Source organism: Caulobacter sp. P4_E5 (assembly GCF_056401555.1).
Genome location: NZ_JBFUJD010000064.1, coordinates 13,490 through 33,040, shown reverse-complemented (window position 1 = coordinate 33,040; position 19,551 = coordinate 13,490). Strand labels below are relative to the sequence as shown.

Below are 19,551 nucleotides of genomic sequence, written 5' to 3'. Positions count from 1 at the left end.
CTCCACCGGCGTTCGCCGGTCCCCCTCCCCCAGAGGGGGAGGAGAGCGCTAGCCGCGGTCACGTCGCGTCGTGAAAGATCACGCCCAAGGTCCGCCGCCGGCCAGCCCGGATCTCGCTGACCCCATGCCGCAGCACCCGCCGGTGCACCCCGCGCACGCCCTCGGCCGGGCGTTCGCGCACCGCGAAGATCACGCCTTCGCCCTGGCGCAGCGGTACGACCTGGGGCGCGGACTGCTGGCGGGGGCGCTGCTCGACCAGGACGAACTCGCCGCCCTCGAAGTCGCGTCCGGGTTCGTCCAGCAGGAACGCGGCCTGCAGCGGGAAGACGTGCTCGCCATACAGGTCCTGGTGCAGGCAGTTGTAGTCGCCGGGGCCGTAGGTCAGCAGCAGCGGCGTCGGCCGGACCTGGCCGGCTTCGCGGCAGCGGGCCAGCATGTCGTCCAGGCTCTCGGGGAAGCGCCGGTTCTCGGAAAGCCGCTCGGCCCAGTGGTTGGCGATCGTCGACAGCGGGCCGTACAGGCCCTGCCGGAGCCGTTGCACGACGTCCGGCAGGGGATAGCTGAAGTACTTGTACTCGCCGCGCCCGAAGCCGTGGCGGGCCATGACCACCCGGCTGCGGAAGCCCGCGTCCCGCGGATAGAGATCGGCGATCGCGTTGCAGGTCTCGGGCTTCAGCAGCGGACCGGTCAGGGCCCAGCCACGGGCGTCCAGCTCGGCGGCGATGCGGGTCCAGTCCATCTTGGTCGGATTGGGAGTCACGCCGCCTCGCGCGCCAACAGGGCCCGCTTGCGTTCGACGCCCCAGCGATAGCCCGATAGGCCGCCATCGGCGCGGACCACGCGGTGGCAGGGCGTGATCACCGCCAGCGGATTGGCTCCGCAGGCCTGGGCCACGGCGCGGAAGGCGCTGGGCCGGCCGATGGCGCGGGCGATGTCGGCATAGGAGGCGGTCTCGCCGGCCGGGATCTCGCGCAGGGCGGCCCAGACGGCCTGTTGCAGTTCCGTGCCCTTGGCGTCGATCGGCAGGCTCGGGCGGTGGTCGGGATGGTCGACCAGGTCGGCCACGACCGTCAGATCGCCAGCCAGGCCCTCGGCGTCCGGGACGATACGGGCGTGCTTGAAGCGCTTTTCCAGATCGGCCTTCAGCGTCTCGGCGTCGTCGCCCAGGGTGACCAGGCGCAGGCCGGTCTGCGAGCGGGCGACCAAGGCCAGGCCCAGGCTAGTCTCGGCGATCCCCCAGCGCAGGGTCTCGCGATCGGTGTCCGGCTTGCAGCGCAGGCAGGCGCGCAGGCCGGCGGCGCGGGCGTCTTCGCGGGTGGCGTAGAACTTGACGTTCTTGCGCAGCGGGCGGCCGCCGCAGCTGGCGAGGCAATAGACGCCAGTCGTGTGCACGCCCATGTAGAAGACGCCCTCGGCGGCGCGGTCCTTGGCGCGGGCGGCGGCCCAGCGGGCGTCGTCATCGGGATAAATCGGAGCGGTCATCGGTAGGTCTCCTTTCGTGGAGAGACCATGCGCCCGGCCCGGTGGCTGGTCATTCCGATGCTTGCTGTTCCGCGCCCAGAAGTGTCAGCAATCGACGACGCGGCGACGCGGAGGCCTCACGCCGAGGCTGGCGGTCCGCAGACGAGGTTGATGGTGGCGGCGGCCATGGCCTCCAGCTCGGCCCGGCTCTCGCCCAGCCGGGCGCGGACGGCCAGGGCGTTCAGCATGCCGCAGACCACCCGCGCCAGGGCGGGCGGATCGGCCGAGGGCGGCAGCTCGCCGGCGGCCTGGGCCATTGTCAGGCGCAGGGTCAGGCCCGCGTCCAGCTCGTGGATTCCGGCGGCCACGGTGTCGCGGATCGCCGGGTCGGCGGCGGCCTGCGACAGGCCCGAGCCGATCAGGAAACAGCCGCGCGGACCGCCCGACAGATAGATGTCCAGGCCGGCGGCGTAGAACCGCGTCAGGCTCTCGCGCAGTGTGCCGGGCGAGCCCAGGGCCACCCGCATCGTCGCCCGGCCTTGGTCCTGATAGCGCTTCATGGCCGCCTGGAAGAGCGCCTGCTTGTCGCCGAACGCGCCATACAGGCTGGGCCGGTTCATGCCGGTGGCGGCCGACAGGGCGTCCAGCGAGGCGGCCGCGTAGCCGCTCTCCCAGAAGGTCTCGGTGGCGTTGGCCAAGGCCTGGTCCGGGTCATAGGCCCGGGGGCGGCCTCGGCGCTTTTCCCGGGCGGGGTTGCCTTCCACGTTTTGTACCACTTCGCATGAAATTCTTGACGCGCTTCAATTTTGTGCGAAACGATACAAAAAACAAGCGGAGACGCCCCATGGACCTCTACTTCTCGCCCCTGGCCTGCTCGATGGCCACGCGCATCGCCCTCTACGAAGCCGGGCAGACGGCCAACTACCTGCGGGTCGACACCAAGGCCTCGCCCAAGCGGGTCGAGGACGGGACGCTGTTCGCCGCGATCAACGGCATGGGCCAGGTGCCGGTGCTGCGCACCGACGACGGCGAGCTGATCCGCGAGAACCCGGTGATCCTGCAGTACGTCGCCGACCGCTTCCCGGACGCCAAGCTGGCCCCGACCGACCCCGCCGGCCGCCGCAAGCTGCAGACCTGGCTCAGCTTCATCGGCTCGGAGCTGCACACCGGCGTGTTCATCGCCCTGCTGCGGCCCGACGCGCCGGACGGCGCCAAGGCCTTCGCCCGCCAGGAGGCGACCGAGCGCTTCGCGTTCCTGGACGCGCACCTGGCCAACCAGGATTACCTGCTCGACGCCTACAGCGTCGCCGACGCCTATCTGTTCGTGATGCTGGTCTGGTCCCGGGCGGTCTCGATCGACCTCGAGGCCTATCCCGCCGTGGCCGCCTATCGCGACCGGCTCCAGGCGCGGGTGGCGGTCGCCAAGGCGCTGAGCGAGGAATTCGGACTGTATCAGAAGGCGGCTTGATCCTGTCATCCCGGACAAGCGCGCAGCGCGCCGATCCGGGACCGCCGGAAGCGCTGAGCTTTCCGCGGTCCCGGCTCTCCGCTGCGCTGCGGCCGGGATGACAGATAAAAGGAAAGGGCCGTCGCCTTGCCAGCGACGGCCCTTTTGCTTGTCAGTTCGGAGCGCTGTTACCAGTTCGCCGCGCGGCGCCGCAGCGCTCCGCGCATGAAGTCCTGTGGCGGCTCGGCCTCGGCCAGCACCGAGTCGCGGATAGCGCGCGGCTCGCCGAACAGATGTCCTTGGCCATAGCCGATGTCGAGATCCAGGATGTCGACGATCTGCCGCTCGGCCTCGACCTTCTCGACGATGACCTCGATGCCGTAGCGGCGAGTCAGGGCGGCGAAGTCCGAGGCGTTCAGGTCGGGCAGCGAGGCGATGACCAGCTTGCCGTCCTGCTCTTCCAGCTGGTCCAGCATCATCTGGGCGCCGACCTTCAGATATTTCACGTCGGCGCGGGCCAGGTCCTGGAAGTCCAGGTCCAGGTCAGCGACCTTGTCGAGGCTGAAACTGAAGCCCAGGCTGGCCAGGCGGGCCATGTGGCGGGCCTCGACCGGACCGCGGCGCTCGAACGCGGCTTGGCCCAGCTCGAAGATCACCGCGCCGGCCAGGTCCTTGTTGCCCTGCATGAATTCCAGGAACTGCGGGAAGAAGCTCTCATCGCCCAGGCTGGCCAGCGAGATGTTGCAGAAGATCCCGACCTTGCGGTCCTGCTTGGCCAGGCGGCGGACGATCTGCACGCAGCGGAACAGCAGCAGGTTGTCGATGGCCGTCATCAGRCCTTCCGGCTCGGCGACGGCCAGGTACTCGGCCGGCATCATCACGCGGCCGGTCTCGTCACGCAGGCGCGAGAAGCTCTCGTAGAAGACGGTCCGGCGCTGGGGCAGGCTGACGATCGGTTGCAGGTAGAGGTCGACCCGGTTCTCGGCCAAGGCGTCCTGCACGACCTGCAGCATGTGGCTGGCCTGGGGCGCGCGTTCGCGGCCGATCGTGTTGCGAGCGGCCGCGGCGACCTGGTGGGTCAGCTGGTGCTCCATCCGGTCGTTCATCCGCTGGATCAGGTCTTCCAGCTGGTGGACCTCGGTCGACAGCTCCTCGGTGCGGCGCTGGGAATCGGCGGCGACGGTCTCGACCAGGTCGCTGACCCGGGCGTCGACCTTTTCGATCTGGTCGAGCAGGATGGCGTGCGCCTCGCGGACGGTGTCGATGTCGCCGCGCAGGGCGGCCGCCAGGAAGGTCTGGCCCAGCAGGCCGTGGAACGCGAAGCACAGGCCCAGCGTGCCGATGAACGCCGAGACACCGATAGCCGGCGTCGCGCCCATCCTCCACAGGAAGAGCGAGACGATCAGAGCCAAACAAAGATAGGCGCCCGTCAGGAGCGCCAGCATCAGCCTACGCATAATCCGCCCATACGAATCGTTACACGCAATCAGACCGACCCAGCGTCGCGGAGTCGAATCTATTAACGACCCTGCGCCATTCGGTCCCAACAGCCCTCGAGCCTGTCCGGTTCGGATGGACATCCGAACCGGATAAACAGGCTCGATCCTCTATACCTGGGGCGCGTTCTTGCCGCCGAACCGCAAACACTTCGGCGGAACGCGCCCTTAAGCGCTCAGCATACCTCAAAACACCAGGATCGCTGAATCGACATTGGTCGCTTCGACTGATAATCGTTCGCAATCCTATCGGAGCCATTATGTCCGAAGCGTTCGTGCTGTCCCCGCAATTCAATCCGGCCGAGACCGAGGCCCCTGGCGTTCGCCCCCTGGGCGCGGCCGGGCGCGGCGACCGTGGGGTGATCGTCAAGGTCACCGGCGCCACCGGCGCGGCCGAGGCGGTGGACGCCGAGGAACTGGAGCGTCGCCTTTTGGAGATGGGCTTTGTCGAGGGCGCGACCATCGAGGTGCTGCACGAGGGCCTGTTCGGCCGCGATCCGATCGCCGTGCGGGTGGACGACACCCGCGTGGCCCTGCGCAGGCGCGAAGCCGGCGCGGTGAGCGTGAAGTTCGACGGACGCTAAGATCTTGGCCCTCGATACCGCAGTCACCGCTTCCGACACCGTCCCCAAGTCCGCCGCCGCCGACCCCGCCCGGGTCGCCCTGGTGGGCAATCCCAACTCCGGCAAGACCGCGCTGTTCAATGCCCTGACCGGCAGCCGCCAGAAGGTGGCCAACTACGCCGGCGTCACGGTCGAGCGGAAGGAGGGCGTGCTGACCACGGCCGCCGGCCGCCAGATGCGCGTGCTGGACCTGCCGGGCACTTACAGCCTGCGGGCCCGCAGCCCGGACGAGGCGGTGACCCGCGACGCGGTGCTGGGCAAGCTGGCCGGCGAGGTCGCGCCGGAGGCCCTGATCTGCGTGGCCGACGCCACCAACCTGCGGCTGGTCCTGCGCCTGGTGCTGGAGCTGAAGCAGGTGGGCCGCCCGTTCGTGCTGGCCCTCAACATGTTCGACATCGCCCAGCGCCAGGGCCTGCGCATCGACCTGGAGCGCCTGTCGCGCGAGCTCGACGCGCCGATCGTCGCCACGGTCGCCACTCGCAAGCGCGGCCTGGCCGAGCTGCTGGCCGAGGTCGAGACCATCGTCGCGACCCGCAAGCCCGAGGTCGAGAACGTCTGGCGCGAGCCGACCTCGGCCGAGATCCGCGCCGCCCACGCCGAGGCCCAGCGCATCTTCAAGGCCTGCGTGAAGCCGCCCGAGCGGCCCGACACCATCACCGGCAAGATCGACGACGTGCTGCTGCACCCGGCGGCGGGCCTGCTGATCCTGATGACCCTGCTGTTCGTGATGTTCCAGGCGGTGTTCACCTGGGCCACGCCGGTCATGGACGGCATCGACGCGGCGTTCGCGGCGATCGCCGGCTGGACCAGCGCCCACCTGCCGCAAGGCCTGCTGACCAGCTTCATCTCCGACGGCCTGATCGCCGGGGTCGGCAGCGTGCTGGTCTTCCTGCCGCAGATCCTGATCCTGTTCTTCTTCATCCTGCTGTTGGAAGACAGCGGCTACATGGCCCGCGCGGCCTTCCTGATGGACAAGATCATGGGCGGCGCCGGCCTGCACGGTCGGGCGTTCATTCCCCTGCTGTCCAGCTTCGCCTGCGCCATCCCCGGCATCATGTCGACGCGGGTGATCGACAACCGCGAGGACCGGCTGACCACCATCCTGGTCGCGCCGCTGATGACCTGCTCGGCGCGGATCCCGGTCTATACCCTGATCATCGGGGCCTTCATTCCCAAGCAGACGGTGTGGGGCGTGCTGTCCCTGCAAGGCCTGGTGATGTTCGGCCTCTATGCCGGCGGCATCGTCAGCGCCCTGGCCGTGTCGTTCGTGATCCGCCGCGTGTTCTGGCGGGGCACGGTCGAGCCGTTCATGATGGAGCTGCCGACCTATCGCTGGCCCGAGCCGCGCAACGTGCTGATGAACCTTTGGACCCGCGCCCGGATCTTCATGAGCCGCGCCGGCCGGATCATCCTGCCGCTGATGGTGGCGGTGTGGGTGCTGTCGACCTTCCCCTATCCGCCGGAAGGCGCGACGGGCCCGGCCATCGACTACAGCTTCGCCGGGCGCATCGGCCACTTCATCGCCCCGCTGATGGCCCCGATCGGCTTCAACTGGCAGATGACGGTCGCCCTGATCCCGGGCTTCGCAGCCCGCGAGGTGGCGGTGGCGGCCCTGGGCACCGTCTATGCGGTGGGCGGCGACGCCGACAGCGCCGCGACGACCCTGGGCACGATCCTGACCCACAAGTGGTCGCTGGCCAGCGCCCTGTCGTTCCTGGCCTGGTACATCTTCGCCCCGCAGTGCGCGGCGACCCTGGGCGTGGTCAAGCGCGAGACCAACGGCTGGACCTGGCCGACGGTGATGTTCGTCTACATGACCTCGCTGGCCTATCTGGCCTCGTTCGCGACCTACCACATCGCCGTGGCGATGGGCGCGGGCTAGGCCGCCGGCAGCCCCATCATCCGGGCGAAGGCCACGAAGGCGGGCCAGTTCGGGGCCTGGAACATCGTGAGCTGGATGGCCACCATGACTGCCAGGGTCAGCCACCACGGGCTGGCCCAGCGACCCCTGAAGCCGTCCCACAGGATCAAGCCGACGAGAACCGCCTCGACGGTCCAGAAGCTGGGCGGCAAGGCGCCGGCCAGGCCGCCCAGCGACGGAATGTTCATGCCATAGGCGCGGCCCAGGGCCGGCGGCAGGGCCACGAAGGCGGTCGAGGCCATGAAGCGGGCGTGCAGAAACATCGTCCGGCGAAAGGCGATGGCCAGGACGTAGAGCAGGCTGAACAACGCCAGCGACCAGACGTCGATCCAGGCCAGGGTCAGGCGTAGCGGGACACCGAAGTGGGAGCGCGGGCCCAGCATGTCGGCCACCACGACGAAGGCGCTGATCACCAGCGCCGGCGCGATGACCAGCGAGCTTCGGCCGATCCAGCGATGCCAACGATTATGACCGTGACCGATCAGCCAGCTTTGGACGACCAGCAGGGCCATCCAGGTGGTCGCCAGGCCGCCGTGGACCAGCCGCATCGGGTCTAGCGGTCCCATCCCGCCCGTGAAGCTTGGCCAGAAGCCAAACAGCGTCACGGCGAAAATCAGCAGAAACGCCAGATAGAGATGTCGCATGAACCCGCCCCCGAGACGGGTCCTGCGTAACACGGTTCCTCGACTTGGCGACAGGCCGTCGAAACCGGGCCTATCGGGTCGGGATCGGGACCTCGCCGCGATAGTCGTAGAAGCCGCGGCCGGTCTTCTTGCCCAGCCAGCCGGCCTCGACATACTTCACCAGCAGTGGGCAGGGGCGGTACTTGCTGTCGGCCAGGCCCTCGTGCAGCACGTTCATGATGCTCAGCACGGTGTCCAGGCCGATGAAGTCACCCAGCTCCAGCGGGCCCATCGGATGGTTGGCGCCCAGCTTCATCGCCGTGTCGATGGCGTCGACCGTGCCGACCCCCTCGTACAGGGTGTAGATCGCCTCGTTGATCATCGGCACCAGCACGCGGTTGACGATGAAGGCGGGGAAGTCCTCGGCGTTGCTGGTGATCTTGCCCAGCGACTGGGCGAAGGCGACGGCGCGCTCGTAGGTCGGGACGTCCGTGGCGATGCCGCGGATGATCTCCACCAGCTTCATCAGCGGCACGGGGTTCATGAAGTGCAGGCCGATGAAGCGCTCGGGGCGGTCCGTGGCCGAGGCCAGGCGCGTGATCGAGATCGACGAGGTGTTCGAGGCCAGCAGGGTGTTGGGACCCAGGTGTGGCTGCAGGCTGCGGAATATCGACTTCTTGATCTCTTCGTTCTCGGTGGCCGCCTCGATCGCCAGGTCGGTGGCGCCGATGTCCTCGAGGCCCTCGGCCGCGGTGATGCGCGCCATGGCCGTCTGCATCGCGGCGTCGTCGATGATGCCACGGCCGACCTGGCGGGCCATGTTCTTCTCGATCAGGGCCAGGCCGGCGTCGATCCGCTCGCGAGACACGTCGTGAAGACGCACGTCGTAGCCGCCCAGGGCGACGACATGCGCGATGCCAGACCCCATCTGGCCAGCGCCGATAACGCCGACCGTCTTGATTTCACTCATAAAAGCCAAGCCTTCGCTTGAATACGCGCCAGGCGTCCGCGCCCGGGCCCTTGGATATGCCGACTTTTCTAGCACGAGAAACCGTGGCGCCGCCAAGGCTTTGCTGCGACGCAACGCAAGCGCGGCCGCGTGTCGCGGTCAGGTGGTCGGGGGATAGGGTCGGACGGCCCCGTTCGGATCCTCGACCGCGCCGTCGGCCAGGTAGTTGGGGCCGACCGGAACCTTGCCGTGGCCGCCGGGGATGTCCAGCACATAGGTCGGCTGGGCCAGGCCCGAGACCGCGCCGCGCAAGGCCTTCATGATCGCCTGGCCCTCGGCCAGGGTGGTGCGCAGGTGGGCGGTGCCCGGCGCGTGGTCGCCGTGATGCAGGTAGTAGGGTCGGATCCGCGTCTCGACGAAAGCTCGCATCAGCGCGGCCAGCACCATGGGGTCGTCGTTGACGCCGCGCAGCAGCACCGTCTGGCTGAGCATCGGGATTCCGGCGTCGATGATCCTGGCGCAAGCGGCGCGGGCGGCGGGGGTCAGCTCGCGGACGTGGTTGGCGTGCAGGGCGACATAGACGGTCTTGGTCGTGCGCTTGAGAGCCGCGACCAGGTCGTCGGTCACCAGGCTGGGCTCGACCGCCGGGACGCGAGTGTGGAAGCGGACGATCCGGACGTGCGGGATCGCCTCCAGCCGGTCCATCAGCTCGGCCAGGCGGCGGGGCGACAGCACGAACGGGTCGCCGCCGGTGACGATCACCTCCCAGACCTCCGGCCGGCCGGCGATATAGGCCAGGGCCGCGTCCAGCTGGGCGGGGGTCAGGTTCGACAGCCCCTCGGGCCCGACCATCTCGCGCCGGAAGCAGAACCGGCAATAGACGGCGCAGGTGTGGGTGGGCTTCAGCAGCACCCGGTCCGGATAGCGATGCACGATTCCATCCACAGGACTGTGGATAACATCGCCGATCGGATCGCCATCCTCGCCGGGGCTGGCGACCAGCTCCTCGGGCGAGGGGACGAACTGCCGGGCGATCGGATCATTGGCGTTGGCCGGATCGATCAGCTCGGCCATCGCCGGCGTGATCGCCACCGCATAGCGCGCCGCCACCGCTTCCAGCGCCGGCAGGCGCTCGGGCGGGACCAGCCCGGCCTCGGCCAGCGACCGGGCGTCGCGGAGGGTCTTGGTGACGGGGGCCATGAGGGGCGGGGATATGCGGGATTTTTGGGGTGGAGGCAAACTGCTGATCCTCCCCCGCGATGCGGGGGAGGTGGCCCGGAGGGCCGGAGGGGGCAAACTGGACCTATGCCGCATTAGCCCCCTCAGTCGCTCCGCGACAGCTCCCCCGCATCGCGGGGGAGCAGCGTCCTCACCCCGCCACCGGCGTCCAGATAACGTCCTCGATCCGCCGCGCGCCCGTGGCCAGCAGCACCAGGCGATCAAATCCCAGCGCCGACCCCGACGCTTCCGGCATGTGCTCCAGCGCCGCCAGGAAGTCCTCGTCGATCGGATAGTGCTCGCCGTAGATCCGCGCCTTCTCGTCCATCTCGATCATGAACCGCCGGCGCTGTTCGGCCGGGTCGGTCAGCTCGCCGAAGGCGTTGGCCAGCTCGACCCCGCAGGCATAGAGCTCGAAGCGCTCGGCGACGCGCGGGTCGGCGGCCTTGGGGCGGGCCAGGGCGGCTTCCGAGATCGGGTATTCGCACAGCACCGTGGCGCGGCCTTCGCCCAGGCGGGGCTCGATCTTCTCGACCAGGATCCGGCTGAAGACGTCGGCCCAGCCGTCGTCCTCGGCCACCCGAATTCCGGCGGCGACGGCCGCGGCGGCGAGCGCCTCGCGGTCGGTGGATCCGTCGGCGGCGACGCTGGCCAGCAGGTCGATCCCGGTGTGGCGGTCGAACGCCTCGGCCACCGACAGCCGCTCGGGCTCAGCGAACGGATCGCAAGCCAGGCCCCGGAAGTCGAAGCGCTGGGTCCCGGCCGTCTCGGCCGCCAGGGCCAGCAGAGTGGCGCAGTCGTCCATCAGAGTCTGATACGGGGCGCCGGCCCGGTACCACTCCAGCATCGTGAACTCGGGATGGTGCAGCGGTCCGCGCTCGCGGTTGCGCCACACCTTGCCCAGACTGAAGATCTTCGCCTCGCCCGCCGCCAGCAGCTTCTTGCAAGCGAACTCAGGCGAGGTGTGCAGGTACAGCGGGCTGGCCTCGCCCGAGATCGTCAGGGCCTGGGTGGCGAAGGCGTGCAGGTGCGCCTCGTTGCCGGGGGAGACTTGCAGGGCGGCCGCCTCGACCTCCTCGAAGCCCTCGGCCTCGAACCAGGCGCGGAACGCCTTGGTGATCCGATTGCGGGCCAGCAGGAACGGGCGGCGATCGGCGTGGACGGCGGCGCGCCACCAGACTGCGGTCGAGGATGAGGACAAGGGCGGGAAACCGAAGACGCTGGAGATTTCGACCCGATCGCTATAGGAGGTCGGGCAAGGATCAATAGCACGATCGCGCCCGCGGCCTCGCGCGCGCTTTCTTCCAAGGACGGTAAGTACGTGAAGGTCGCAGCCAGCTCGCTCCGCAAAGGCGCCGTCGTCGACATGGACGGCAAGCTCTACGTCGTCTTGACGGTCGAAAACATCCACCCCGGCAAGGGCACCCCGGTGACCCAGCTGAACATGCGCCGCATCTCGGATGGCGTGAAGGTTTCGGAACGCTATCGCACCACCGAGCAGGTCGAGCGCGCCTTCGTCGACCAGCGCAACCACACCTTCCTGTACCAGGACGCCGAGGGCTTCCACTTCATGAACCCGGAAAGCTACGACCAGCTCGTGGCCACCGAGGACGTGATCGGCGACGCCGCCCCGTATCTGCAAGAGAACATGACGGTCCAGCTGTCGACCCACAACGACGTGCCGATCGCCATCGAACTGCCGCGCACCATGATCCTCGAGATCGTCGACACCGAACCGTCGGTGAAGGGTCAGACCGCCTCGTCGTCGTACAAGCCGGCCCTGCTGAGCAACGGCGTCAAGACGACCGTGCCGCCGTACATCACGGTCGGCACCCGCGTGGTGATCCTGACGGAAGACAACAGCTATCAGGAACGCGCCAAGGACTAAGGTTCTTGGGTTCTGAAATGCGAAAGGCCCGGCGGAGCGATCCGCCGGGCCTTTTTGTTTGTCCCCCAACCTCGTCATCCCGGCCGCAGCGAAGCGGAGAGCCGGGACCCAGGGGCGACCGCGATGCGCCGACCCCTGGGTCCCGGACAAGCCCTGCGGGCTTTCCGGGATGACACGATGGTTTAGGCGTTAGAAGTCCGCCGAGACCGTGACGAACCCCATCCGCGGCGCTTGCGGGAAGGCCGTGTAGCCGCCCGAGTTGCTGGTCACGCCGGCGGTCGAGACGCCCTTCTTGTCGAACAGGTTGGTGACGTTGCCGGTGATCCGCAGGCCCTTCACGAAGCCCTTGTCGGTCATGTCGAAGGTATAGCCGGCCTGCAGGTCGACCAGCATCATCGACTTCACCGACAGATCGTTGAGGTAGGTGACGAAGCGTTTGCCGACATAGTCGCCGCTGATCTGGGCGTCGAACTGGCCGAAGTCGACGCGGGCGATGGTCTTGTTCATCCACTTCGGCGTCAGCGGCACGTACTTGCCGCCGGTGGCGACGGTGACCGGGGTCGAGACGCCGCCGACGATCGTCGTGCCGCTCTGATAGTTCTGGTCGTACTTGGACTGGTTGTAGGACAGTGCGTTGTAGAGCTGGAAGTGCTCGCCGAACTTCAGGGTCCCGGCCACGTCGACGCCCTTGGTGGTCACGCCGCCGACATTGGCCAGGATGGCCGGCGCCGGGTTGATGAAGTTGAAGGGCGCGATGTTCAGCAGGCGGTTGCTGAACTTGACGTCATAGGCGTTGACCTGACCCTCGACGCCGGTGATCGGGCCCCAGGCCACGTCGCGGCGGCTGCGCAGGCCGATCTCGTAGGTCCACGAGGTCTCGGGCTTCACCGTCTGCTTGAACAGATCGAACGCCGCCTGGGTGCCCAGGCTCCAGGCCGAGAAGCCGTAGAAGCCGCTGCCCGCGCCGTACGGGATGAACTGGCGCATGTTCTGCTGAACGTTGACGAACACCTGATCCTTGTCGGTGATGTCCCACAGCGCGCCGACCTGGGGCAGGAACCACTTGTTCGAGGTGATGCTGCCGGTCGGATAATGGACCGGCACGGCCACGGTCGGCAGGTTCTGCTGGTTGATCGGGAACTTGCCGGTGGCGTCCTGCAGGCTGGACTTGAAGCCGGCCTGCAGCAGCAGGTTCGGCATGATCCGCCACTGGTCCTGCAGGTGCAGCTGGATGTCGTTGGTGAAGAACTCGGCGAAGTACTGGGTCAGGGCCTTCTTGCCGCGCGGCACGTCGTAGGGCGACAGGTCGTTGTTCTGCGCCGTCATCGGGTACCAGACGCGGTGCTGGGCCGGTTCGTTGTGCTCGAACCAGACGCCGCCCTTGATCTGGTGGTCGCCCAGGGTCCACTCGACCGTCGAGATCGCGCCCGGACGGTTGATCCGGTACTCGGTGGTGCGCACGGCGTTACCGCTGCCGCCCATCAGGGCGACGATGTTGGCCAGGGTGCCGGGGCTGGTGGCCGAGCCGCCGACGACCAGGCCCGGATAGTAGGTCGCGAACAGGCCCGGCAGGCCGGCGGTGTTGATCGGCCCGGCCACGATGCCGCGCCCGAAATTGTAGTGATAATAGGCCTGGTTGGTCCAGGTGAAGCCCTCGACCGGGGTCCAGGCGTACTTGATGTAGGACAGGATGTCCTCGCGCTGGGCGGCGCTGAAGCAGTTCGAGAAGTTGTTGCCCTGGGCCGGTGGCGGGGTGCCCGGACCGCCGGTCAGGGTGCTCGTGCAGGCCGCCAGGTTCGGATAGAGGAACGGGCGGCTATAGGGGGTGAAGCCGGCCGCCGCGGCGGTCTGCTGGTTGCCCATGGCGGTGGCGTCCTCGTTCGGCTCCACCTTCATCTGCCAGTCGGCGTAGAAGGTCAGCACGCCCTTCTCGCCCTCGCGGACCAGCTTCAGATTCACCTGGTGGCCGCGCTGGTGGCCGTCGAAGTCCCAGGCCTTGGCGTCCTGGCGCAGGTACGAGATGTAACCCTTGAAGCCGCCGGCCATCTCGCCCGCGTCGAGGCGGACGAAGGTGCGGCTGGTCTCGTTGCTGCCGACCGTCTGGCGGATGTTGAGGCCGCGCTCGGCCGACGGGTCGCGGCTGAAGGTCTCGATCGCGCCGCCCAGATTGCTGGTCGAGGCCACGCCCAGCGAGCCGGCGCCTGACGACAGGGTCACGCGGCTGACGTTCTCGCTGGTGATCGAGCGCGACACCGACAGGCCGTTATAGTTGCCGTACTGCTGGTCGCCCAGCGGCACGCCGTCCATCGTGAAGCCCAGCTGTTGGGTCGAGAAGCCGTGGACGAACAGCGACAGGTTCTGCTCGTTATTGCCCCACGGATCGGCGGTCCGGTAGACGACGCCAGGCAGGAACTGGATGGCCTTCAGCGGATTGGCGCCGGGCAGCACGCGCTGGATCTGCTGGCTTTCCATCGCCACGGCCGAGCGGGTCTCGCGGGTGCTGGTGATGATCAGCTGCTCGACGCTGGTCGAGTCGGCGTCGGTCGGCGCGGTGGCGGCGACGGGCGCGGCCGTCTCGGCGGCCCGGGCGCCGGTGGCCATCCCGCTCGCCATCAGGGCCGCCAGGGCCACGCCGCACCACAGGCGGCGGTTGCTCGTCTTCGTCGATTGCATCTTGCCCTATCCCCTTCGCGACACGCGACTTCCAGGGGCGGGGATAGGGAGGCCTCAAGACGGCTCCGCGACCGTTACACGACGCTGCCGTGACGATGCCCCAGGGCAACAGTCTCCGTCGGGGCGAACTACAGCCCGATCGCCTCCAGCTGCGCGCGGCTCATGGCGTCCAGCTGGGCGGCGGTCAGCTTGTTGACCTGGGCGCGCGACAGCTCGGTCAGCTGGCCGGGCGTGAAGGCCTCGATCTGGCTGGCGGTGAAGCCGGAGATCTGGCTGGGCATGATCTGGTCGATCTGGGTGGGCGTCAGGCTCTGGATCGCTACGGCCGGCAGCTGGCCGACCTGGGTGGTGGTCAGCGCCCCCAGCTGGGCGCCCGACAGCCGCGCCAGGCCTTCGGCCCCGAACGCGGTCAGCTGCTCGCCCGTGAAGCCGCGCACCTGGGTGGCGGTCAGGCTTGCGAACTGGTCGCCGCTGAGCGCGCCGATCGCGGTCAGCGACAGCGAGCCGACCTGGGCGCCGGTCAGGGCCGCGACCTGGGTCTTGTTGAACTCGCCGATGTCGCCGGCCGAGAGGCCGCGCAGCTGCACCGGCGTCAGGGCCGCGATCTGGCCGGCGGTCATGGCTCCGACCTGGGTCACGGTCAGGGCCGAGATGTCGCCGGCCGAGAAGCCTTCCAGCTGCTGTGCGCCCAGGGCGCCGATCTGGGTGATGGTGATCTCGCCGATGTCGGTGGCGGTCAGCCGCTCGATCTGGCTGGCGGTCAGGCCCCGCACCTGGTTGGTGGTCAGGCGGGCGAACTGGGTGGCGTCTAGGCCCGACAGAATCTCGCCCCGTACGGCCCCGATCTGGCTGGCCGACAACGCCGCCACCTGGGTTTCCGACAACTGGCCGAAGCTGTTGACGTCGAGGCCCGCCACCTGGGTGACCGACAGGCCGCCGACCTGGGTCGTCGACAGCAGCGGCAGGCGCGAGGTCCCCAGCGCCGCGAAAGCCGTGGAGGATAGGGCCCCGATCTGGCCGGCGCTCAGGCTGGCCAAGTCCGTGGTCGAGAGGTTGCCGATCAGGGTGGTCGACAGGCCGGCCATCTGGCTGGCGTTCAGCTGGCCCAGCCGGCCCTGGAACACGCTGTCGGGCAGGGCTGCCAACTGGGTGGCCGAGAGGCTCGCGAACTGGGCGGCCGAGAGGTCGGCGATGGCGGTGGTCGGCAGGCTGGCCAGGTTGGTCGCCGACAGGGCGCCCACCTGGGCCGCCGTCAGGCCCTTGACCTGGGTCGTTGAAAGCTCGGCGAAGTCGGCGGCCGACAGCGCGCCGACCTGGGTGGTGCTGAGACTCTGCACCTGGGTGGTCGACAGCCTGGCGACCTGGGTGGCGGTCAGGGCGCTGAAGGCAGTGGCCGACAGGGCCGCCAGGAAGCCGCCGGCCAGGCCGCCGACCTGGGTCTCGGCCATGGCCGCCAGCTGGGTTCCGGTCAAGGCGCCCACCTGGGTGGTCGACAGTCCCGTCAACTGGCTGGAGGTCAGGCCGGCGACCTGGGTCGCGGTCATCGCCGGCAGGGCGTCGCTGGCCAGGGCGCCCAGCTGCACCGAGCTCAGCGCCGCCAGCTGAGCGGTCGACAGGCCGCCGACCTGGGTGGGGCGCAGGGCCGAGACCTGGGATGGGGCCAGGGCCCTGACCTGGCTGGTGGTGAGCGCGGCTAGCTGGGTCGTGCTCAGCGCCGCCACGTCGGTGGCGGGCAGGGCGGCCAACTGGGCGGTCGAGATCGCGCCGACCTGGGTGGCGCTGAACTCGGCCATGTCTTCGGTCGTCAGGCCGCGCAGCTGGGTGGCGGTCAGGGCGCCGATCTGGCTGGCCGAAAGCGCGGCCACGCGGGTAGCGTCCAGGGCCGAGACCGCGCCCGGCGTCAGGCCGCTCACCTGGACCGGGGTCAGCAAGGCGAGGCGCTCGGTCTCCAGCGCCGCCACCGCCGTGGTCGACAGGCCCGCGATCTGGGTCGAGCGCAGGGCGGTCCATTGGCTGGCGCCCAGCTTGCTCAGGTCGGCGGCGTCGAGGGCCGCGAGTTGGGTGGTGCTCAGCCCCTGGATCTGGGTCGTGGTCAGGCCCGCCCACTGGGTGGCCGAGAGGCCGCCGACCAGGTCGCCCGACAGCGCCCCGACCTGGGTGGCGCTGAACGCCGCGACCTGGGTGGCGCTGAACAGGCCGAAGGTCGTGGTCTCCAGGCTCTTGACCTGGGTGGTGGTCAGGCCGCGGATCTGGGCGGACTCCAGCCGCTGCAGCCCTTCGGGCGTCAGGCGGCCGAAATTGGCCGGGGACAGGGCTCCGAGCTGGGTCGGAGACAGGCTCCCGATCTGGGTGGCGGTCAGGGCCTTGGCGACGTCTGACGCCAGGCTGGCCATCTGGTCGGTGGTCAGGCCGCGCAGCTGGGTCTGGCCCAGCGCCGCGACCTGGGCGGGCGACAGGCTGGCCAGGGCCGTGGTCGACAGCTTGCCGATCTGGGTCGCGCCGAGGTTGGCGATCGCCGTCGTGGGCAGGTGCGTGACCAGCGCGCCCACCTGGGTCCCGTCCAGCGCCCCGATCTGGGTGGCGCTGAGCTGGGTGACATCGATGTCCGACAAGCCCTTCAGCTGGGTGGCCGTCAGGCCCTTCATCTGGGCGGCCGTCAGGCGCGCCGTCTGGCTGGCGTCGAAGGCTGACAGCGCCTCGGGCGTGAAGCCGCCGATCTGGGCGGCATTCAGCGCCCCGATCTCGGTGGTGGTCAGGCGGGCGACGTCCGTGGTCGAGAAAGCGCCCAGCTGGGTGGGCGTGACGCCCGTCAATTGGCTCGACGCCAAGGGGGCGATCCCGCGCAGGACGGCCAGCTGGGTTCCGGTCAGGGCGCTGATCTGGCCGGAGGCCAGGGCGCCCGCCTGTTCAGGTGTCAGGGCCGCCAGGTCGCTGGTCGACAGCGCCTTCAGCTGCAGCGGCGACAAGGCTCTCAGCTGGGTGGCCGAGAAGGCGCCGAAGTCCTCGTCCGACAGGCCGGCCAACTGTTCGGGCGGCAGTTCGCGGATCTGGGCGGCGGTGAAGGCCTTGAGCTGGGCGCGGGTGAATTCGTTGAAGTCCTCGCCGTCCAGGCCCTTCAGCTGGCTGGGCTGCAGGCGGGCGATCTGGCTGGCGCTGAGCGCCCCCACCTGGGTGGCGTCCAGGGCCGAAAGGCCCGTGGCCGTCAGGCCGCCCATGGCGGCCGGGTCGAGGGCGGCGATCTGGCTGGCGCTGAGGCCGGCGATGGCGGTCGCCGACAGGGCCGCCGCCTGGTTGGCGGCCAGGCCGGTCAGCTGGGTGGTTGAGAGACCCGCCAGGAATTCCGGCCCCGCGCGGCCCAGTTCGGTGGCCGACAGCGCCCGGACCTGGGTCGGCTTCAGAATGGCCAGGCGGCTGGCCCCCAGGGTCTTCAGCTGATCGGCGTTCAGCACCGACAGTTGGGCGGTGGTGGCGCTCACCCATTGATCGGGCGTGGTCAGGGCCAGGGTCGAGGCCGGCAGGGMGCGCACGGTCGCCGCCGACAGCGCGCCGAACTGGGTCGAGGTCAGGGCGCCGAACTGCTCGGCCGACAGGCTCCTGACCTGGGTGGCGCTCAACGCCCCGACCTGGGTGGCGGCCAGGGCCCCGACCTGCTCCGCGCTGAACTCGCCGATGTCGGCCGTCGACAGGCCGCGCAACTGGGCCGGCGACAGGGACCGCACCTGGATCGCCGACAGGCTCTGGATCTGGTCGAGCGACAGGGCCGAGACGGCCGTCGCGCTGAGGGCGGCGACCTGGGTGGTGCGCAAGCTGTCCAGCAGCTCGGTGCTCATCGCCGCCACCTGGGTGCGCGACAGGGCCTGCATCTGACCCTGGTTCAGTACGGTCAGCTGGGTGGCGCTGAAGGCGATGGTCGTGGGCAGGCGCGGCAGCTGGGCGGCCGTCAGCCCCGCCAGCTGGTTGGCGTTGAACCTGGCGAACTGCTCGGCGCTGAGGCCGCTGATGGCGGTGACCGAGATCGCGGCGACCTGGGCCTTGGTCAGCTTGGCGAATTCCGAAGGCGGGGCCGCGGCGATGGCCGCCCCGCTCAGCGCCGCGATCTTGGTCGGCGTTAGGCTGGACAGAACGGAGGGGTCCGAACCAACGACCGCCATCACGATACTCCACCGAACTCGAAGCGTCCGGGCATCCCCTTCGAGGATGGCGCGGCCGACGGCGCCGCCAACTTTCCGGACGGCGAATCTCTAATCGCCACTCTAGGTGGAAAGATGTTTAGTTCAAACTGCATTTCCGAGCCTGGCGTAGCGGGTCAAGCCCGCCACCAGGGCGTCGAACACCAGCCGCACGCGGCGCACGTCCTTCAGGTCCTCGTGGGTGACGACGAAGGTCTCCAGGTCGAAGCTGAACACCTCGGGCAGGACACGCTCCAGCATCGGGTCGCGAGCGGCCAGCCCGACCTGGCAGACGCCCAGGCCCAGGCCCGCGCGGATCGCCGCCAGCTGGGCCACGTCGTTGTCGGTGCGGAACGTGAACTCGTCGGGCCGCAGGTCCAGACCCAGGGCCTTGATCGCGCGGACGCCGATCGTCTCGGTCTCGTAGCCGATCAGCGGCAGGCGGCGGGCCTCGTCCAGGCTGGCGGGACGGCCCCAGGCGTCCAGCAGACGCTTGTGGGCGTGCATGCCCAAGGTGATGTTGCCGACCCGCTTGGCCAGCAGGGCCTCCTGGGTGGGCCGCACCATGCGCACGGCGATGTCGGCCTCGCGGCGCAGCAGGTCCTCGCTGCGGTTGGTCAGGGCCAGCTCGAACACCAGGCCCGGATGAGCCTCGCGCAGGTCGGCCAGGATCGGCGGCAGCACCTCCATGCCCACCACCTCGCTGGCGGTGATGCGCACGGCGCCCGAGGCGGCGTCGGCCTCGGCCGAGGCGGCGCGAGCCAGCGAGGCGGCGGCGATCGCCATGGCCCGGGCGTGCTTGGCCAGCTCCCGCGCCAGCGGCGTCGGGGTCAGGCCGGAGGGCGAGCGGGTGAACAGGGCCACGCCCAGTTGGGCCTCCAAGTCCTCGACCCGCCGGCGCACCGTGGGCTGGGCCGCGCCCAGCTGGCGGGCGGCCGCCGACAGGCTGCCGGTGTCGATCACGGTCAGGAAGGCGCGCTGGCGCTCCCAGTCGACGGCGGTGGGCAGGTCTTGGCTCATCTATTTTTGATAGGCCGATCGATCATTCTCGGCAATTTCTATCGAGCGCGGCGAGCGGCATCT

At 69.3% G+C, this 19,551-nt stretch carries 16 protein-coding genes; 5 read left to right on the top strand and 11 right to left on the bottom strand.

Features of this window, described 5'->3' with window-relative positions; translation table 11 throughout:
- Nucleotides 1-58: 58 nt before the first annotated feature.
- The 3 genes from AC1DSO_RS18085 to AC1DSO_RS18075 form a co-directional block, all read right to left on the bottom strand.
- Nucleotides 59-760, bottom strand: a complete 702-nt coding sequence (locus tag AC1DSO_RS18085; protein ID WP_477070147.1) for a 2OG-Fe(II) oxygenase — start codon at nt 758-760, stop codon at nt 59-61.
- Entirely contained in the window at nt 757-1,482 is a 726-nt protein-coding gene (locus AC1DSO_RS18080; protein ID WP_477070146.1) for a methylated-DNA--[protein]-cysteine S-methyltransferase, read from the bottom strand. Before AC1DSO_RS18080 ends, AC1DSO_RS18085 begins: the two co-directional genes overlap by 4 nt.
- Before the next feature lie 116 nt (nt 1,483-1,598).
- Nucleotides 1,599-2,225, bottom strand: a complete 627-nt coding sequence (locus tag AC1DSO_RS18075) for a TetR/AcrR family transcriptional regulator (RefSeq protein ID WP_477070145.1) — start codon at nt 2,223-2,225, stop codon at nt 1,599-1,601.
- A gap of 80 nt (nt 2,226-2,305) precedes the next feature.
- On the opposite strand from AC1DSO_RS18075, the gene AC1DSO_RS18070 reads away from it, so the two are divergent.
- Nucleotides 2,306-2,929, top strand: a complete 624-nt coding sequence (locus AC1DSO_RS18070) for a glutathione binding-like protein (protein ID WP_477070144.1) — start codon at nt 2,306-2,308, stop codon at nt 2,927-2,929.
- Between the two features lie 167 nt (nt 2,930-3,096).
- On the opposite strand, the gene tipF is transcribed toward AC1DSO_RS18070, so the two are convergent.
- Nucleotides 3,097-4,365 carry a flagella assembly cyclic-di-GMP phosphodiesterase TipF gene (tipF, locus tag AC1DSO_RS18065; RefSeq protein ID WP_477070143.1) on the bottom strand — a complete coding sequence of 423 codons (1,269 nt, stop codon included), beginning with the start codon at nt 4,363-4,365 and terminating at the stop codon, nt 3,097-3,099.
- 299 nt (nt 4,366-4,664) lie between these two features.
- Here tipF and AC1DSO_RS18060 point away from each other — a divergent pair, with 299 nt between their 5' ends.
- Nucleotides 4,665-4,988 (top strand): FeoA family protein, encoded by a 324-nt coding sequence (locus AC1DSO_RS18060; protein WP_477070142.1) that lies wholly within the window; start codon nt 4,665-4,667, stop codon nt 4,986-4,988.
- Nucleotides 4,989-4,992: 4 nt separating this feature from the next.
- Nucleotides 4,993-6,909 carry a ferrous iron transporter B gene (gene feoB, locus AC1DSO_RS18055; RefSeq protein ID WP_477070141.1) on the top strand — a complete coding sequence of 639 codons (1,917 nt, stop codon included), beginning with the start codon at nt 4,993-4,995 and terminating at the stop codon, nt 6,907-6,909.
- Here the strand turns inward: feoB and AC1DSO_RS18050 are convergent.
- From AC1DSO_RS18050 to epmA, 4 genes are all read right to left on the bottom strand, one after another.
- Complete coding sequence (locus AC1DSO_RS18050) at nt 6,906-7,592, bottom strand: hypothetical protein (RefSeq protein ID WP_477070140.1); 687 nt, start codon at nt 7,590-7,592, stop codon at nt 6,906-6,908. The two genes, feoB and AC1DSO_RS18050, sit on opposite strands and share 4 nt — an antisense overlap.
- Nucleotides 7,593-7,662: 70 nt before the next feature.
- Nucleotides 7,663-8,541, bottom strand: coding sequence for a 3-hydroxybutyryl-CoA dehydrogenase (locus AC1DSO_RS18045; RefSeq protein ID WP_056048102.1), 879 nt, complete (start codon nt 8,539-8,541; stop codon nt 7,663-7,665).
- Nucleotides 8,542-8,679: 138 nt separating this feature from the next.
- Nucleotides 8,680-9,720 (bottom strand): lysine-2,3-aminomutase-like protein, encoded by a 1,041-nt coding sequence (locus AC1DSO_RS18040; protein ID WP_477070139.1) that lies wholly within the window; start codon nt 9,718-9,720, stop codon nt 8,680-8,682.
- 169 nt (nt 9,721-9,889) lie between these two features.
- Nucleotides 9,890-10,939: an EF-P lysine aminoacylase EpmA gene (epmA, locus tag AC1DSO_RS18035; RefSeq protein WP_477070138.1), complete on the bottom strand. Its 1,050-nt coding sequence runs from the start codon at nt 10,937-10,939 to the stop codon at nt 9,890-9,892.
- Between the two features lie 120 nt (nt 10,940-11,059).
- Between epmA and efp the strand changes: the two genes are divergently transcribed.
- Together efp and AC1DSO_RS18025 are read left to right on the top strand one after the other, a co-directional pair.
- The gene (efp, locus tag AC1DSO_RS18030; RefSeq protein WP_477070137.1) at nt 11,060-11,626 is read left to right on the top strand and encodes an elongation factor P; all 567 of its coding nucleotides are present in this window, start codon (nt 11,060-11,062) and stop codon (nt 11,624-11,626) included.
- A 39-nt stretch (nt 11,627-11,665) separates the two neighbouring features.
- Nucleotides 11,666-11,812: a hypothetical protein gene (locus AC1DSO_RS18025; RefSeq protein WP_477070149.1), complete on the top strand. Its 147-nt coding sequence runs from the start codon at nt 11,666-11,668 to the stop codon at nt 11,810-11,812.
- Between the two features lie 3 nt (nt 11,813-11,815).
- On the opposite strand, the gene AC1DSO_RS18020 is transcribed toward AC1DSO_RS18025, so the two are convergent.
- The 3 genes from AC1DSO_RS18020 to AC1DSO_RS18010 all read right to left on the bottom strand — a co-directional run bounded on the left by AC1DSO_RS18020 (nt 11,816) and on the right by AC1DSO_RS18010 (nt 19,488).
- Nucleotides 11,816-14,299 carry a TonB-dependent receptor gene (locus AC1DSO_RS18020; RefSeq protein WP_477070136.1) on the bottom strand — a complete coding sequence of 828 codons (2,484 nt, stop codon included), beginning with the start codon at nt 14,297-14,299 and terminating at the stop codon, nt 11,816-11,818.
- A 128-nt stretch (nt 14,300-14,427) separates the two neighbouring features.
- Nucleotides 14,428-18,450, bottom strand: a complete 4,023-nt coding sequence (locus tag AC1DSO_RS18015; RefSeq protein WP_477070135.1) for a beta strand repeat-containing protein — start codon at nt 18,448-18,450, stop codon at nt 14,428-14,430.
- Between the two features lie 123 nt (nt 18,451-18,573).
- Nucleotides 18,574-19,488 (bottom strand): LysR family transcriptional regulator, encoded by a 915-nt coding sequence (locus AC1DSO_RS18010; RefSeq protein ID WP_477070134.1) that lies wholly within the window; start codon nt 19,486-19,488, stop codon nt 18,574-18,576.
- Nucleotides 19,489-19,551: the final 63 nt, after the last annotated feature.

Bases quoted from the DNA above. Each gene is read 5' to 3' on its own strand.
- AC1DSO_RS18080 (WP_477070146.1), bottom strand. From the start codon at position 1,482: ATGACCGCTCCGATTTATCCCGATGACGACGCCCGCTGGGCCGCCGCC.
- AC1DSO_RS18070 (WP_477070144.1), top strand. From the start codon at position 2,306: ATGGACCTCTACTTCTCGCCCCTGGCCTGCTCGATGGCCACGCGCATC.
- AC1DSO_RS18060 (WP_477070142.1), top strand. From the start codon at position 4,665: ATGTCCGAAGCGTTCGTGCTGTCCCCGCAATTCAATCCGGCCGAGACC.
- AC1DSO_RS18050 (WP_477070140.1), bottom strand. From the start codon at position 7,592: ATGCGACATCTCTATCTGGCGTTTCTGCTGATTTTCGCCGTGACGCTG.
- AC1DSO_RS18045 (WP_056048102.1), bottom strand. From the start codon at position 8,541: ATGAGTGAAATCAAGACGGTCGGCGTTATCGGCGCTGGCCAGATGGGG.
- AC1DSO_RS18040 (WP_477070139.1), bottom strand. From the start codon at position 9,720: ATGGCCCCCGTCACCAAGACCCTCCGCGACGCCCGGTCGCTGGCCGAG.
- AC1DSO_RS18020 (WP_477070136.1), bottom strand. From the start codon at position 14,299: ATGCAATCGACGAAGACGAGCAACCGCCGCCTGTGGTGCGGCGTGGCC.
- AC1DSO_RS18010 (WP_477070134.1), bottom strand. From the start codon at position 19,488: ATGAGCCAAGACCTGCCCACCGCCGTCGACTGGGAGCGCCAGCGCGCC.